We start from the raw sequence: 14413 nt of genomic DNA, 5'->3' as shown, positions 1-14413 counted from the left end.
ACGTGAGCGAGGACCGAGACCGAATATGACGTCGATGTGCCGAGTGTGACGGGGGAGGGGTGACGCGCTCGCACGCCTTCCCTACGCTCGGGCCATGACCACCACCCGTGCTCCGCAGCAGCTCCGACTCGTGCTCGTCGTGCCCCAGGGCACCCGCGCGACGGGCATGCGCGGCATGTGCGGTGACGCGGGTGTGGCGGTCCTCGATCGAACGGCCGACGCGGGGTTCCGCTACGGGTCCGAGACCGTCGAGGTGCACGACGATCCGACGGCGAACCGGGTCGAGGGCGCGGCGGCGGACGCCGACGTGCTCCGCATCGACCACCGCGGGACGGACGCGACCCGGGCCGCGGTCGGCCGCGCGCGCATCGCGCTCGCGGCCGCGGGGCGGACGATCGGCGAACTGCGCATCGCCGTCCGGCTCGCGGTCGTGACCGGCGCGACCGACGCGCTCGCGCACGGTGCGGCCGATCGCCTCGGGCTCGATCCCGTCACGCGCGCGAACGCGCTCGTGGGCACCCCGGAACGCGTCGCCGGCCGGCTCGCGTCGTTCGCCCGTTCGGGCGAGGTCGACCTCGTCGACCTGTCACCGACGCTCGGCACCGAGCACAACCACGATGCGCTCGCGGGGGCCCGTGCCCTGCGGGCGGTCTTGCGAGACGTCGTGCCGCGCCTCGGCGGCCGCGGCCTCGTCGCCGCATCGCGCCGCGCGAGCGCCGCCGAGGCGCTCGGCCTCCACGCCCCCGCCGCGCGGACGGTCGCCCCGCGCGTCGCGTTCGGCATCGGCGAGACGGACATCCCGCCGGGCTGGTGAGCGCGGGGCCCCGCGCGTCGGGTTAGGCGACGGCGGGGTCGTTCGTCGAGTTCGGCGCGTCCGCGAGGGCGTCGCCCGGGCGCGCGTCGTCGGCGGCCGCATCGCCACGATCGGGGGCGGCGTCCGCCGGAGCGGTCGCACCCGTGACGTCCGATTCCGTCGCGCCCGGCCCAGCCGAGGGCTGCCCGAGGTGTTCGCGCGCGAACGCGACGGTCTCGCGCAGCATGCGGATGCGGTCGGCCTCGTTCTTCGCCTTGCGCGTGTTCACCTCCGCGACGACGTTCCCGTCCCAACCCTGCGCCGCGAGGTACTGCAGCGTCTCGGCGACCGGCTGGCCACCCTCGCCGGGCGCGAGGTGTTCGTCCCACATCTTGCCGTCGGCGCCCGGGGCCTGCCCGTCGCACAGGTGGACGTGTCGGATGCGCTCGCCGCCCGCCTTCACCATCTCGAGCGAGTCGCGCCCGGACAGGGCGGCGTGCGAGAAGTCGAGCGTGATCGCGTCGCAGTCCATCACGATCGGGTCGATGCCCGGCAGGTACGCCTTGAGCTCCCGGCCCGAGACCTTCCAGGGGAACATGTTCTCGACGGCGATCTCGACGCCCGTGTCGCTCGCGATCTCGCGCACGATCTCGAGGAAGTTCTCCGCGTAGCCGGACTGCCACCGGAACGGCGGGTGGACGACGACCGTCGTCGCGCCCACGTCGCGCGCGAGCTCGGCCGAGCGCTGCAGCTTCACGCGCTGGTCGCGTCCCCACACGAACTGCGTGAACAGCAACACGGGCGCATGGATCGCGAGCACGGGCAGCTCGTAGCGGCGCGAGAGCCCCGCCATCTGCTCGACGCTTCGCGTCGCCTGCTCCGTCGAGACCATGACCTCCATGCCGTCGAACCCGGCCTCCCGCGCGATGCGGAAGGAGGCCTCGAGGGACTTCGGGAACGTGCAGGAGGTGCTCATGCCGACCTTGCTCATGCGGGCGACCCTACTCCTGTGATGCCGACGTCGGGTGACCGCGGGACGACCGTCCGGTGGTCGCGACGGCCGACCCGACGCGACCGGGCGCCCCGTTCTCGGAGGGCGGAATGCGGCGCGACCGGCCGAATCGGCTTTCAGGTTCCGCTAAGATCGTGCCCGGACGAGTGCATACACAACTGGGGGGAGTCGGAGTCGGATGCTGATTCTCCTCACCGTGTTCATGGCGGTCGCGATCCTCATCCCGATCATCCAACGGTGGGTGCGAAACGGTATCTTCGCGATCGGGGCGCTCGTGCCCGCCGTCGCCTTCGTCGTCACGGTCCTGCAGGGCCCGATCGTCCTCGCGGGCGGTGTCGTCGAGGAGCGCTTCGCGTGGATCCCGCAGATCGGCCTCGATCTCGATCTGCGCGTCGACACGCTCTCGTGGGTGCTCGCGCTCGTCGTGACGGGCGTCGGCGCACTCGTGCTGCTCTACTGTGCCCGGTACTTCTCGCCCGACGAGCCGAACCTCGGGCGCTTCGGCGGCGTGCTGCTCGCGTTCGCGGGTGTCATGTACGGCCTCGTCATCGCCGACAACGTCTACCTGCTGTTCGTGTTCTGGGAGGCGACGAGCGTCCTCTCCTACCTCCTCATCGGGCACTACACCGGCCGCCGCGCGAGCCGCGGCGCCGCGATGCAGGCGCTGCTCGTCACGACCCTCGGCGGGCTCGTCATGCTCGTCGGGCTCGTCATCCTGCACGCCGTGACCGGCACCGCGAGCCTCGCGGCGATCGTCGCGTCGCCGCCGCCGTTCACGGGCCTCGTCATCACGGCCGTCATGCTCGTGCTCGTGGGTGCCGCATCCAAGTCGGCCCTGCTGCCGTTCCACTTCTGGCTCCCGGCCGCGATGGCCGCGCCGACGCCCGTGAGCGCGTACCTGCACGCCGCCGCGATGGTCAAGGCGGGCATCTACCTCATCGCCCGCCTCACGCCCGGCTTCGCCGACATGCCCGTCTACCGCGAGGTGCTCGTCACGCTCGGGATCGCGACGATGCTCGTCGGCGGCTACCGTGCGCTGCGGCAGTACGACCTCAAGCTCATCCTCGCCTACGGCACGATCTCGCAGCTCGGCTTCCTCACGATCGTCGTCGCGTTCGGCACGCGTGATGCGGCGCTCGCGGGCATCACGCTGCTCGTCGCCCACGCGTGCTTCAAGGCCACGCTCTTCCTCGTCGTCGGCATGATCGACCACCGGACGGGGACGCGCGACATCCGCAAGCTCTCGGGGCTCGGCCGCTCGGCGCCGCTCCTGTTCATCATCTCGCTCGTCGCGGCCGGGTCGATGGCGGGCCTGCCGCCCATGCTCGGCTTCGTCGCGAAGGAGGCCGTGTTCACGTCCTTCCTCGCGGCGGGCGAACTCGGGGACGCGCTCGGCTGGGTCGCGCTCATCGGATCGGCCGCGGGTGCCGTGCTCACGGTCGCCTACAGCTGTCGTTTCGTCTTCGGCGCGTTCGCCGAGAAGCCGGGCGTGGAGAAGGTCCGCTACGTGCGCGAGCACGTCGACTTCATGTTCTCGCAGCTCGTGCTCGCGATCGTCTCAGTCGTGCTCGGCATCGCGTCCCCGCTGCTCGACGCCCCGCTCGCGGGCTACGCCGACACCGTGCCCGCCCTGCCGCCCGGCATCGTCTCGGTCGAGGAGCCCTCCCTTTACCACCTGGCGCTCTGGCACGGACTCGAACCGGCGCTCGGGATCTCCGCGATCACCCTCGCCCTCGGTCTGCTCCTGTTCTGGGCGCGCGAACCCGTGTCGCGCCTGCAGGCCAAGGTGCCCGCGCTCGTCGACTCCGCTCGCGGCTACTGGTGGTCGATGCGCGTCGTCGATCTCGTCGCGGCCCGGGTCACGGCCTTCACGCAGCGCGGTTCGCTGCCGTTCTACCTCGGCACGATCCTCATCGTGTTCATCGGCGCGACCGGCATCGCGTTCGCCATGGGAGGCGCCTGGCCCGAACTCCCGCCCGTCGAGTTCAGCTGGGTGCAGCTCGCGGTCATCAGCATCATGTCGGTCGCCGCGATCGCGGCGACGCGGGCGCCCAAGCGCTTCCAGGGCGTGATCCTCGTCGGCGTCACGGGCTACGGCATGGTCATGATCTTCGCGCTGCACGGCGCCCCCGACCTCGCGATCACGCAGGCGCTCATCGAGTCGATCACGCTCGTCGTGTTCGTCCTCGTCCTGCGCCGCCTCCCTGCCGCACACGGGTCGCGCGACAAGAACCCGCCGGCGTGGATCCGCTGGATCATCGGCATCGCCTTCGGGCTGTCGATGGCCGCGATCGTGCTGTTCGCGATGGCCTCGCGCCAGGCGAGCCCCGACTCCCTCGCGTTCCCCGAACTCGCCTACGTCGGCGGCCACGGCGAGAACGTCGTCAACGTCACGCTCGTCGACATCCGCGGCTGGGACACGATGGGCGAGCTCAGCGTGCTCGTCGCCGCGGCGACGGGCATCGCGAGCCTCATCTTCATCCGCACGCGCGTGTCGAAGCCGTCGGCGGCGAGGACCCCGCAGCGGCGACGCCTCACGGCCTCGCCGATCACCGAGGCGATCGAGCTGCCCACGGCCCGCCTTCGCCGCACCGGCGGAGCGGTGCCGAAGCACCAGAAGGTCTGGCTCATGGCCGGACGCTCGCTCGCGCCGGAGAACCGCTCGATCATCCTCGAGGTCGTCGTGCGCCTCGTCTTCCACGCGCTCATCATCGTGTCGCTCTACCTGCTGTTCGCCGGCCACAACGATCCCGGTGGCGGCTTCGCGGGCGGCACCGTCGCGGGCCTCGCGATCGCCTCCCGCTACCTCGCGGGCGGCCGAGCCGAACTCGACCAGGCGGTGCGCGTCGACGCGGGACGCCTGCTCGGCGTGGGCCTGCTCATGGCGACGCTCACCGCGCTCGTCCCACTGTTCTTCGGGCAGGGCCCGCTCGCGAGCGCCTACATCGACGTCGCCATTCCGTACGTCGGACAGTTCGTGTTCGTCACGTCGACCTTCTTCGACATCGGCGTCTACCTCGTCGTCATCGCCCTCGTGATCGACGTCCTGCGCTCGCTCGGCGCCGAGGTCGACCTGCAGGCCGAACAGCTCGACGACGACGCCGACGACGGCGAGCTCACGGTCACCCCGATGGGCAGCATCGCCGACGACCCCGTCGTCGAACCCGCGAACGGCACCCGGACGGAGGACCGCTCGTGACCCTCTCCCTCGTGCTGCTCATCGGCATGGTCGTGCTCTACGCGTGCGGCATCTTCCTGCTGCTCGAACGCTCCCTCACGCGCATGCTCCTCGGGTTCCTGCTCGTCGGGAACGCGACGAACATCCTCGTGTTCTTCACGAGCGGGTCGTTCGGCGCCGCACCGCTCTACGATCCCGAGCGCGCCCCCGAGACGTACTCCGATCCGCTCCCGCAGGCGTTCATCCTGACGGCGATCGTCATCACCTTCGGGGCCACCGCGTTCCTCCTCGCCCTCGTCTACCGCTCCTGGCGCCTCGCGCAGGTCGACACGGTCGAGGACGACGAGGAGGACATCGCGATGCGCTCGATCGACCCGACGCTCGACGACGAGGAGTTCGACGAGGAGGACTCGGGCGACACCGAGTTCGGCACCTTCGCGGAGGCCGCCGTCTCGAACGCCTCCGACGACGTGGCCGACATCCTCGGCATCGACGACGGCGAGGTACAGGAACTGCGCACCGTGGCCGAACGGCCCGAGAACGATCCGGACGACGACCGGGAGGGACGCGAATGACCTGGCTCGTCCCACTCGTCGTGCTCGTGCCGCTCATCGGCGCGGGGTTCGCGCTCGCGAGCGCGCGCAGGCAGAAGCTGCAGATCGCGATCGCCGTCGGCACGATGGTCGTCGCGCTCGCCGTGAGCGTCACGATGCTCGCGGTCGTCCACCTCGGTGACGCGACCCTCGTCATCCAGGGCGGCGGCTGGGCCGCACCGTTCGGCATCTCGCTCGTCGTCGACCGCCTGAGCGCGCTCATGGTCGTCGTCACGAGCGTCGTGCTGCTCGGCGTCATGATCTTCTCGATCGGACAGGGCGCCGCCGACGGCGACGAGGAGACGCCGGTCTCGATCTTCTACCCGACCTACCTCGTGCTCGCCGCGGGCGTCTACAACGCGTTCATCGCGGGCGACCTCTTCAACCTCTACGTCGGGTTCGAGATCCTGCTCGTCGCGAGCTTCGTGCTCATCACCCTCGGCGGCACGGCGAGCCGACTCAAGGCCGGCGTCACCTACATCATCGTGAGCCTCGTCTCCTCGATCCTGTTCCTCGGCGCGGTCGGCGCGATCTACGGCGCGGTCGGCACGGTCAACCTGGCCGAGGTGTCGGTGCGCATCGCACAACTGCCGCAATCGACCCAGCTCGTGCTCCACCTCGCGCTGCTCATCGCGTTCGGCATCAAGGCCGCGCTGTTCCCGCTCTCCTTTTGGCTGCCCGACTCGTACCCGTCGGCACCCGCACCGGTCACGGCCGTGTTCGCGGGCCTGCTCACGAAGGTCGGCGTGTACGCGATCCTGCGCACCGAGAGCGTTCTGTTCGCGTCGAACGACATCTCGACCCTGCTCATGATCGTCGCGATGCTCACGATGGTCGTCGGCATCCTCGGTGCCGTCGCACAGGCCGGCATCCGCAGGATGCTCTCGTTCACGCTCGTGAGCCACATCGGCTACATGATCTTCGGCATCGCGCTCGGCACCGAGGCGGGCTGGGCGGCGACGGTGTTCTACATCGTGCACCACATCGTCGTGCAGACGACGCTCTTCCTCGTGACGGGCCTCATCGAACGCGTCGCGGGCTCCTCGTCGCTCACGCACCTCGCGGGCATGCTCAAACGCGCGCCGTACATCGCGGTGCTCTTCTTCATCCCAATGCTCAACCTCGGCGGCATCCCGCCGTTCTCGGGCTTCATCGGGAAGCTCGGCCTGTTCACGGCGGGTGCCGAGGTCGGGGGCTGGCTCGTCTACACGGCCATCGCGCTCGGCGCGCTCACGAGCCTCCTCACCCTGTACGCGCTCGTGCGCGTCTGGAACCTCGGCTTCTGGCGCCGCAAGGACGAGCTCGAGGACTTCTCGTCGCCCCTCACGGCCCAGCTCACCGACACCCCGGAGTCGGCCGTCGTCACCGAGACGAAGCAGTCGTCGCACCTCATGACGGCCGCGACCGCGACGATGGTCGCCGTGAGCGTCCTCATCACGGTCTTCGCCGGTCCCATCTACGAGATCGCCGATCAGGCCGCCGACAACCTCTCGGGCGGCGGCGACTACGTCGACGCCGTGCACTCGGAGAGCGGTGAGGGCGAATGAAGCACCACGACCGCGCCGAGCGCCGCACCCTGCGCCACAACTTCCGCGTCCAGTCGCCGCTGCTCGTCGCGCTCGTCCTCTTCTGGCTCGTGCTGTGGGGACACGTCGACGTCATCAGCGTCGTGACGGGCATCGTGTTCTCGATCGCCGTCGTGCGCGTGTTCTACCTGCCCGCCGTCGCGCTGTCGGGCCGCTTCAACCTGTGGTGGTTCATCGTGTTCCTCGCGGTGTTCATGTGGCGGCTCACGATCGCGTCGTTCCAGGTGGCCTGGCTCGCGGTGCGCCCGAAGCCCGTCCCGCGCAGCTCGGTCGTCGCCGTCCCGCTCCGCACCCGCAGCGACTTCATCCTCACGCTCACGGCCGAGGTCAACATCCTCGTGCCCGGCTCGGTCGTCGTGGAGGCGGATCGCATCGGCTCCGTGCTCTACCTGCACGTGATCGGCGCCGACACGGACGAGAAGGTCGCGAAGGCCGTCGAGGACGCGCTCGACATCGAGGAGCGCCTCGCGCTCGCGCTCGGCACGCGCGACGACATCTGGCGGATCAACCGCGACCGCCGCGAGCACGGTGAGGCGCCCGTCGGCCTGTGGCGGAAGCAGCACGCCCACGAGGAGCTGCGCGACGAGCAGCTCGCCGAGCGCAAGCGCGAGCTCGCCGCGGCGGGCGACCTCGTGACCGACGACGAGGTCGAGCGCGATCTCGTCGACGAGGCGCACGCCGAGCGAAACGCGGGCGTCGACACGGAGGGGGCCGAGGAGGAGGAGCGGACATGAGCGAGTACTGGACCGTCATCGCATGGATCGTCGGACTCGCCTTCGCGATCGGCGCGGCACTCGCGCTCGTCCGCATGATCACGGGCCCCACGATCGTCGACCGCATGGTCGCCTCCGACACGCTGCTCACGGTCGTCATCTGCGTGCTCGGCGCCGAGATGGTCGTGAACGGCGACACGACGCTGTTGCCGCTCATGCTCGCCCTCGCGATGACGGCGTTCATCGCCTCGGTCACCGTCGCACGCTACGTCTCGCGGCAGGGCGGCCGGGCGACGCCCGAGGTCGCGCCCTCCGGCGACCAGGTCTCGGGCGTCTGCGAGCCGGTCGACACGATCGGCGCGCTCGAACGCGCCGAGGAGTCGGTCGTCGACGACGCGGACACGAACACGACGGACGGGGGCGGACGATGAGCCTCGACGAGATCCTCGACGTCGTGAGTGGCGTGCTGCTCATCATCGGCGCGCTCCTGTCGCTCGCGGCCGGCATCGGCCTCATGCGGTTCAGCGATCTGCTCACGCGCATGCACGCGCAGACGAAGCCGCAGATCGCGGGGCTCCTGTTCATCCTCGTCGCGCTCGGGATCCAGCAGACGGAGCTCCCGACGATCCTCTTCCTCGTGCCGATCATGTTCTTCCAGATGCTCACGACGCCGGTCGCCGCCGCGACGCTCGCGCGCGGTGGCTACCGCAACCGGCACTTCCCGCACGACGAGCTGCACGTCGACGCCCTCGCCGCGGCGATCGACCTCGCCGAGCAGGAGCAGCGGCAGCAGGACGACCTCGAACGCGAGGAGCGCGACGCCGACGGGCCCGACGATTCGCAGGAGCGCTCCGCGCACGTGCCCGACGGTGCGGGGGAGCGCGACGCCGACGACGCGCGCTGAGCGCCACCGCGGGCACTCGGCGCGCGGTCCGGAGCACTCCTCGGCCGGAATAGACTGAGGGGTATGTCTGAATCCGATTTCGATATGAAGCCGCGGAGCCGCGTCGTCACCGACGGCATCGAGGCGACCACGTCGCGGGGCATGCTCCGCGCCGTGGGGATGGGTGACGACGACTGGGACAAGCCGCAGATCGGCATCGCGAGCTCGTGGAACGAGATCACGCCGTGCAACCTGTCCCTCGACCGTCTCGCGCAGGGTGCGAAGGAGGGTGTGCACCGCGGCGGTGGCTACCCGCTGCAGTTCGGCACCGTCTCCGTCTCCGACGGCATCTCCATGGGCCACGAGGGCATGCACTTCTCGCTCGTCTCGCGCGAGGTCATCGCCGACTCGGTCGAGACGGTCGTCATGGCCGAGCGGCTCGACGCGACCGTCCTGCTCGCCGGCTGCGACAAGTCGATCCCCGGCATGCTCATGGCGCAGGCCCGACTCGGCCTCGCGAGCGTGTTCCTCTACGCCGGTTCCATCGCGCCCGGCTGGGTGAAGCTCTCGGACGGCTCCGAGCACGAGCTCACGATCATCGACTCGTTCGAGGCGGTCGGCGCGTGCAAGGCCGGCAAGATCTCGGAGGACGACCTCAAGCGCATCGAGTGCTCGTTCGCGCCCGGCGAGGGCGCGTGCGGTGGCATGTACACGGCGAACACGATGGCGTGCGTCGCGGAGGCGCTCGGCATGAGCCTGCCCGGCTCGGCCGCCCCGCCCTCGGCCGACCGTCGCCGCGACATGTTCGCGCACCGTTCGGGTGAGGCCGTCGTGAACCTGCTGCGCAACGGCATCACGTCGAAGGACATCCTCACGAAGAAGGCGTTCGAGAACGCCATCACCGTCGCGATGGTGCTCGGTGGCTCGACGAACGCGGTCCTCCACCTCCTCGCGATCGCGAACGAGGCGGGCGTCGACCTCACGCTCGACGACTTCCGCCGCATCGGGCAGCGCTCGCCGCACCTCGCCGACGTCAAGCCGTTCGGCCGCTTCGTCGCGCAGGACTTCGACCGCGTCGGCGGCGTGCCCGTCGTCATGCGCGCGCTCCTCGACGCCGGTCTCCTCCACGGCGACGCGCTCACGGTCACGGGCCGCACGGTCGCCGAGAACCTCGCCGAACTCGACCCGCAGCCGATCGACGGCAAGGTCGTGCGCGACCTCGACAACCCGATCCACGCGACCGGTGGCCTCACGATCCTGGAGGGCACGCTCGCGCCCGAGGGAGCCGTCGTCAAGACCGCGGGCTTCGACGCGGACGTGTTCGAGGGCCCGGCCCGCGTGTTCGAGCGCGAGCGCGCGGCGATGGATGCGCTCACGCGTGGTGAGGTGCAGGCCGGCGAGGTCGTCGTCATCCGCTACGAGGGTCCCAAGGGCGGCCCGGGTATGCGCGAGATGCTCGCGATCACCGCCGCGATCAAGGGCGCGGGGCTCGGCAAGGATGTACTACTGTTGACCGACGGACGATTCTCAGGCGGCACAACCGGCCTGTGCATCGGCCACATCGCACCGGAGGCGGTCGACGCAGGTCCCATCGCCTTCGTCCGCGATGGAGATCTGATTCGGGTCGACATCCCGGCTCGCTCGATCGACCTACTCGTCGACGAGCACGAGCTGGCAGCCCGCCGAGAAGGCTGGGCACCGCTCCCTCCGAAGTTCACGCGGGGCGTGCTGGCGAAATACGCCAAGCTCGTGCATTCCGCGTCCGAGGGAGCCATCACGGGCTGACGCGTTCGCGCGCCCGCACAGCATCGACGACGAGGACTCCATGACCCAGGAAGCCACCCCACGGGTGACGGCCACGCCCGCGAGCGCCCACGCCGCGGGCGGTCCGCCGCCCTCACCGAAAACCGAGACGATGACGGGCGCGCAGGCCGTCGTCCGCTCGCTCGAGGCGCTCGGTGTGACCGACGTCTTCGGGCTGCCGGGCGGCGCGATCCTGCCCGTCTACGATCCGCTGCTCGACGCCGAGTCGATCCGCCACATCCTCGTGCGCCACGAGCAGGGCGCGGGCCACGCCGCCGAGGGCTACGCCTCGGCGACGGGCCGCGTCGGCGTGTGCATCGCGACGTCCGGGCCGGGGGCGACGAACCTCGTCACGGCCATCGCGGACGCCTACATGGACTCGGTGCCGCTGCTCGCGATCACCGGCCAGGTGTTCTCGCACCTCATGGGCACGGACGCGTTCCAGGAGGCCGACATCGTCGGCATCACGATGCCCGTCACGAAGCACAGCATCCTCGTGAAGACGGCGGCCGAGGTGCCCGGCGCGATCGCGGCGGCCTACCAGATCGCCTCCACGGGCCGACCCGGCCCCGTGCTCGTCGACATCACGAAGGACGCGCAGCAGGGCGAGTTCGAGTTCTCGTGGCCGCCGAAGGTCGACCTGCCCGGCTACCGCCCGGTCACGAAGGCGCACGGCAAGCAGATCCAGGCCGCGGCCGAGCTGCTCCTCTCGTCGCGCAAGCCCGTCTTCTACATCGGCGGCGGCGTCGTCCGCGCCGGTGCGGCAGACGAGGTGCGTGCCCTCGCGGAGGCGGTCGGTGCTCCCGTCGTCACGACGCTCATGGCGCGCGGCGCCTTCCCCGACTCGCACCCGCTGAACCTCGGCATGCCCGGCATGCACGGCACGGTCCCGGCCGTGCTCGCGCTGCAGGAGGCCGACCTCCTCTTCACGATCGGGGCGCGCTTCGACGACCGCGTGACCGGGCGCGCCGACCTGTTCGCGCCGAACTCGAAGGTCGTCCACGTCGACATCGACCCCGCCGAGATCTCGAAGATCCGCACGGCGGACGTGCCGATCGTGGGTGACGCGAAGATCGTCGCGCAGGACCTCCTCGAGGCCGTCGCGAACATCTCGGGCGGCACGAAGCCCGACCTCGGCGAGTGGTGGGACTACCTGCACGGCCTGCAGGGGGAGTACCCGCGCGGCTACGCGCCGACGACCGACGGGCGCCTCGCGCCGCAGAAGGTCATCGAGCGCATCAGCGCGCTCACGGGCCCCGAGGCCGTCTACGCCGCGGGCGTCGGACAGCACCAGATGTGGTCCGCGCAGTTCATCGACTTCGAGCGCCCCAACGCGTGGCTCAACTCGGGCGGTGCGGGCACGATGGGCTACGCCGTCCCCGCCGCGATGGGCGCGAAGGTCGGTGAGCCCGACCGCGTCGTGTGGGCGATCGACGGTGACGGTTGCTTCCAGATGACCAATCAGGAACTCGCGACCTGCACGCTCAACGACATCCCGATCAAGGTCGCCGTCATCAACAACTCGTCGCTCGGCATGGTGCGGCAGTGGCAGACCCTGTTCTACGACGGTCGCTACTCGAACACCGACCTCGACACGGGGCACGACTCGCGCCGCATCCCCGACTTCGTGAAACTCGCGGAGGCGTACGGCGCGCTCGGCATCCGCGTGACCGAGGAGTCCGAGATCGACCCGGCGATCAAGCTCGCGCTCGAGACGAACGATCGCCCCGTCGTGATCGACTTCGTCGTCTCGGCCGACGCGATGGTGTGGCCGATGGTGCCGCAGGGCGTCAGCAACAGCTTCGTGCAGTACGCGCGCGACCACAGCCCGGCGTTCGGGGAGGAGTAGTCCATGTCCAAGCACGTCCTGTCCCTCCTCGTCGAGGACAAGCCCGGCCTCCTCACGCGCGTCGCGGGCCTGTTCGCGCGCCGCGGCTTCAACATCGACTCGCTCGCGGTCGGCCGCTCCGAGGTCGAGGGGCTCAGCCGCATGACGGTCGTCGTCGAGATCGACGAGTTCCCGCTCGAGCAGGTCACGAAGCAGCTCAACAAGCTCGTGAACGTCATCAAGATCGTCGAGCTCGAGGACGCCGCCTCGGTCCAGCGCGAGCACCTGCTCGTGAAGGTCCGCGTCGACGCCCAGAACCGCTCGCAGGTCATCGAGACCGTGACGCTCTTCCGCGCCCGCGTCGTCGACGTGTCGCCCGATGCACTCGTCATCGAGACGACGGGTGACTCGGGGAAGATCAAGGCGCTTCTGCGCATGCTGGAACCCTTCGGCATCCGCGAGCTCGTGCAATCGGGCCTCCTCGCCGTCGGACGCGGCAGCCGATCCATGACCGAGCGCGTCGCCAAGTAGCGCACCGGAACAACGACCACCAACAAGGAGAACATCGCAGTGACTGAAATCGTCTACGACAACGACGCGGACCTCGCCCTCATCCAGGCCAAGAAGGTCGCCGTCATCGGCTACGGCTCGCAGGGCCACGCGCACGCGCAGAACCTGCGCGACTCGGGCGTCGAGGTCGTCGTCGGCCTCAAGGAGGGGTCGAAGTCGAAGGCCAAGGCCGCGGAGGCCGGCTTCACGGTCCTCACGACCTCGGAGGCCGCGAAGTGGGCCGACGTCGTCGTGATCCTCGCGCCCGACCAGACCCAGCGCATCCTCTACAAGGAGGACGTGCTCCCGAACCTCGAGCCCGGCAACGCGCTCGTCTTCGGCCACGGCTTCAACATCCGCTTCGGCTACATCGAGGCGCCTGAGGGCGTCGACGTGCTCCTCGTCGCCCCCAAGGGCCCGGGCCACACCGTCCGTCGCGAGTTCGAGGCCGGCCGTGGCGTCCCCGTCATCGTGGCGGTCGAGGTCGATGCGTCGGGTCAGGCGTGGGACCTCGCTTGGTCGTACGCGAAGGCGATCGGCGGCCTGCGCGCCGGCGGCATCAAGACGACGTTCACCGAGGAGACCGAGACCGACCTGTTCGGTGAGCAGGCCGTCCTGTGCGGTGGTACCTCGCAGCTCGTGCAGTACGGCTTCGAGGTCCTCACCGAGGCCGGCTACCAGCCGCAGATCGCCTACTTCGAGGTGCTCCACGAGCTCAAGCTCATCGTCGACCTCATGTGGGAGGGCGGCATCGCCAAGCAGCGCTGGTCGATCTCGGACACGGCCGAGTACGGCGACTACGTGTCGGGCCCGCGCGTCATCGACCCGCACGTGAAGGAGAACATGCAGGCCGTGCTCGCGGACATCCAGTCGGGTGCCTTCGCGAAGCGCTTCATCGACGACCAGGACGCCGGCGCGCCGGAGTTCAAGGCGCTGCGCGAGAAGGGCGAGCACCACCCGATCGAGAAGACGGGCCAGGAGCTCCGCAAGCTCTTCGCCTGGAGCCAGCAGGACAAGGACTACACGGACGGCTCGGTCGCCCGGTAGTCCGATCACACCGGGGTCGGGCCGAACCCCGCCGAACGACCGACGCCCCCTCCCGCACGACCGGGAGGGGGCGTCCCGTTTCCTCCGACACGAGCGGGCGAGTGCGTCCCGGTTCCTCCGGCGCGACGGGGCGGGTGCGCCCCTGTTCCTCCGGCACGACCGGGCAGGTGCGTCCCGGTTCCCACGTGAGCGTTGCCCCGTGCCGTGTCCGCCCGAGCGCGCACATCCAGCCGGGTTGTTGCTACCGGGCCCGCGGCCCGGTAGCAACAACCCGGCTGGATCGGCCGATGGTGCCGCGTGGGAGAATCGTGCAGTCGCGTGGACAGTCGTCCGAGCGGTGCAGGTGGAGGGAACAGCGGGCCTGCGGGCGATGTTGTACCCATGGAGCGGTCCGCGCTGAAGGGCGTCCGTCCGAAGACCCGCTCATG

The 14413-nt window shown here is 70.1% G+C and carries 12 protein-coding genes; 11 read left to right on the top strand and 1 reads right to left on the bottom strand.

Features of this window, described 5'->3' with window-relative positions; genetic code table 11:
• Positions 1–94: 94 nt before the first annotated feature.
• Positions 95–814, top strand: coding sequence for an LLM class flavin-dependent oxidoreductase (locus HNR16_RS11890; protein WP_158040024.1), 720 nt, complete (start codon positions 95–97; stop codon positions 812–814).
• A gap of 22 nt (positions 815–836) precedes the next feature.
• Here HNR16_RS11890 and HNR16_RS11885 read toward each other — a convergent pair whose 3' ends face one another.
• Complete coding sequence (locus HNR16_RS11885) at positions 837–1784, bottom strand: sugar phosphate isomerase/epimerase family protein (protein ID WP_158040025.1); 948 nt, start codon at positions 1782–1784, stop codon at positions 837–839.
• 199 nt (positions 1785–1983) lie between these two features.
• Here HNR16_RS11885 and HNR16_RS11880 point away from each other — a divergent pair, with 199 nt between their 5' ends.
• The 10 genes from HNR16_RS11880 to ilvC all read left to right on the top strand — a co-directional run bounded on the left by HNR16_RS11880 (position 1984) and on the right by ilvC (position 13985).
• Positions 1984–5004 carry a Na+/H+ antiporter subunit A gene (locus tag HNR16_RS11880; protein ID WP_158040026.1) on the top strand — a complete coding sequence of 1007 codons (3021 nt, stop codon included), beginning with the start codon at positions 1984–1986 and terminating at the stop codon, positions 5002–5004.
• Positions 5001–5558: a Na(+)/H(+) antiporter subunit C gene (locus HNR16_RS11875; RefSeq protein ID WP_158040027.1), complete on the top strand. Its 558-nt coding sequence runs from the start codon at positions 5001–5003 to the stop codon at positions 5556–5558. The genes HNR16_RS11880 and HNR16_RS11875 overlap by 4 nt, the downstream gene beginning before the upstream one ends.
• The gene (locus tag HNR16_RS11870) at positions 5555–7123 is read left to right on the top strand and encodes a Na+/H+ antiporter subunit D (protein ID WP_158040028.1); all 1569 of its coding nucleotides are present in this window, start codon (positions 5555–5557) and stop codon (positions 7121–7123) included. The genes HNR16_RS11875 and HNR16_RS11870 overlap by 4 nt, the downstream gene beginning before the upstream one ends.
• Positions 7120–7896, top strand: a complete 777-nt coding sequence (locus tag HNR16_RS11865) for a Na+/H+ antiporter subunit E (RefSeq protein WP_158040029.1) — start codon at positions 7120–7122, stop codon at positions 7894–7896. The genes HNR16_RS11870 and HNR16_RS11865 overlap by 4 nt, the downstream gene beginning before the upstream one ends.
• Positions 7893–8306 carry an MrpF/PhaF family protein gene (locus tag HNR16_RS11860; RefSeq protein WP_158040030.1) on the top strand — a complete coding sequence of 138 codons (414 nt, stop codon included), beginning with the start codon at positions 7893–7895 and terminating at the stop codon, positions 8304–8306. Before HNR16_RS11865 ends, HNR16_RS11860 begins: the two co-directional genes overlap by 4 nt.
• Entirely contained in the window at positions 8303–8779 is a 477-nt protein-coding gene (gene mnhG / locus HNR16_RS11855) for a monovalent cation/H(+) antiporter subunit G (protein WP_158040031.1), read from the top strand. The genes HNR16_RS11860 and mnhG overlap by 4 nt, the downstream gene beginning before the upstream one ends.
• Positions 8780–8842: 63 nt before the next feature.
• Positions 8843–10543 carry a dihydroxy-acid dehydratase gene (gene ilvD, locus HNR16_RS11850; protein WP_158040032.1) on the top strand — a complete coding sequence of 567 codons (1701 nt, stop codon included), beginning with the start codon at positions 8843–8845 and terminating at the stop codon, positions 10541–10543.
• A gap of 40 nt (positions 10544–10583) precedes the next feature.
• Positions 10584–12410, top strand: a complete 1827-nt coding sequence (locus tag HNR16_RS11845; protein ID WP_158040033.1) for an acetolactate synthase large subunit — start codon at positions 10584–10586, stop codon at positions 12408–12410.
• Between the two features lie 3 nt (positions 12411–12413).
• Positions 12414–12920, top strand: a complete 507-nt coding sequence (ilvN, locus tag HNR16_RS11840) for an acetolactate synthase small subunit (RefSeq protein WP_158040034.1) — start codon at positions 12414–12416, stop codon at positions 12918–12920.
• A 39-nt stretch (positions 12921–12959) separates the two neighbouring features.
• Positions 12960–13985 (top strand): ketol-acid reductoisomerase, encoded by a 1026-nt coding sequence (ilvC, locus tag HNR16_RS11835; protein ID WP_158040035.1) that lies wholly within the window; start codon positions 12960–12962, stop codon positions 13983–13985.
• The last annotated feature ends 428 nt before the right edge of the window (positions 13986–14413 follow it).

This window comes from Pseudoclavibacter chungangensis (genome assembly GCF_013410545.1).
GTDB lineage: Bacteria > Actinomycetota > Actinomycetes > Actinomycetales > Microbacteriaceae > Pseudoclavibacter > Pseudoclavibacter chungangensis.
This window is presented reverse-complemented; position numbering and strand designations above follow the sequence as displayed.

Bases quoted from the DNA above. Each gene is read 5' to 3' on its own strand.
- HNR16_RS11890 (WP_158040024.1), top strand. From the start codon at position 95: ATGACCACCACCCGTGCTCCGCAGCAGCTCCGACTCGTGCTCGTCGTG.
- HNR16_RS11885 (WP_158040025.1), bottom strand. From the start codon at position 1,784: ATGAGCAAGGTCGGCATGAGCACCTCCTGCACGTTCCCGAAGTCCCTC.
- HNR16_RS11880 (WP_158040026.1), top strand. From the start codon at position 1,984: ATGCTGATTCTCCTCACCGTGTTCATGGCGGTCGCGATCCTCATCCCG.
- HNR16_RS11870 (WP_158040028.1), top strand. From the start codon at position 5,555: ATGACCTGGCTCGTCCCACTCGTCGTGCTCGTGCCGCTCATCGGCGCG.
- HNR16_RS11865 (WP_158040029.1), top strand. From the start codon at position 7,120: ATGAAGCACCACGACCGCGCCGAGCGCCGCACCCTGCGCCACAACTTC.
- HNR16_RS11860 (WP_158040030.1), top strand. From the start codon at position 7,893: ATGAGCGAGTACTGGACCGTCATCGCATGGATCGTCGGACTCGCCTTC.
- mnhG (WP_158040031.1), top strand. From the start codon at position 8,303: ATGAGCCTCGACGAGATCCTCGACGTCGTGAGTGGCGTGCTGCTCATC.
- ilvD (WP_158040032.1), top strand. From the start codon at position 8,843: ATGTCTGAATCCGATTTCGATATGAAGCCGCGGAGCCGCGTCGTCACC.
- HNR16_RS11845 (WP_158040033.1), top strand. From the start codon at position 10,584: ATGACCCAGGAAGCCACCCCACGGGTGACGGCCACGCCCGCGAGCGCC.
- ilvN (WP_158040034.1), top strand. From the start codon at position 12,414: ATGTCCAAGCACGTCCTGTCCCTCCTCGTCGAGGACAAGCCCGGCCTC.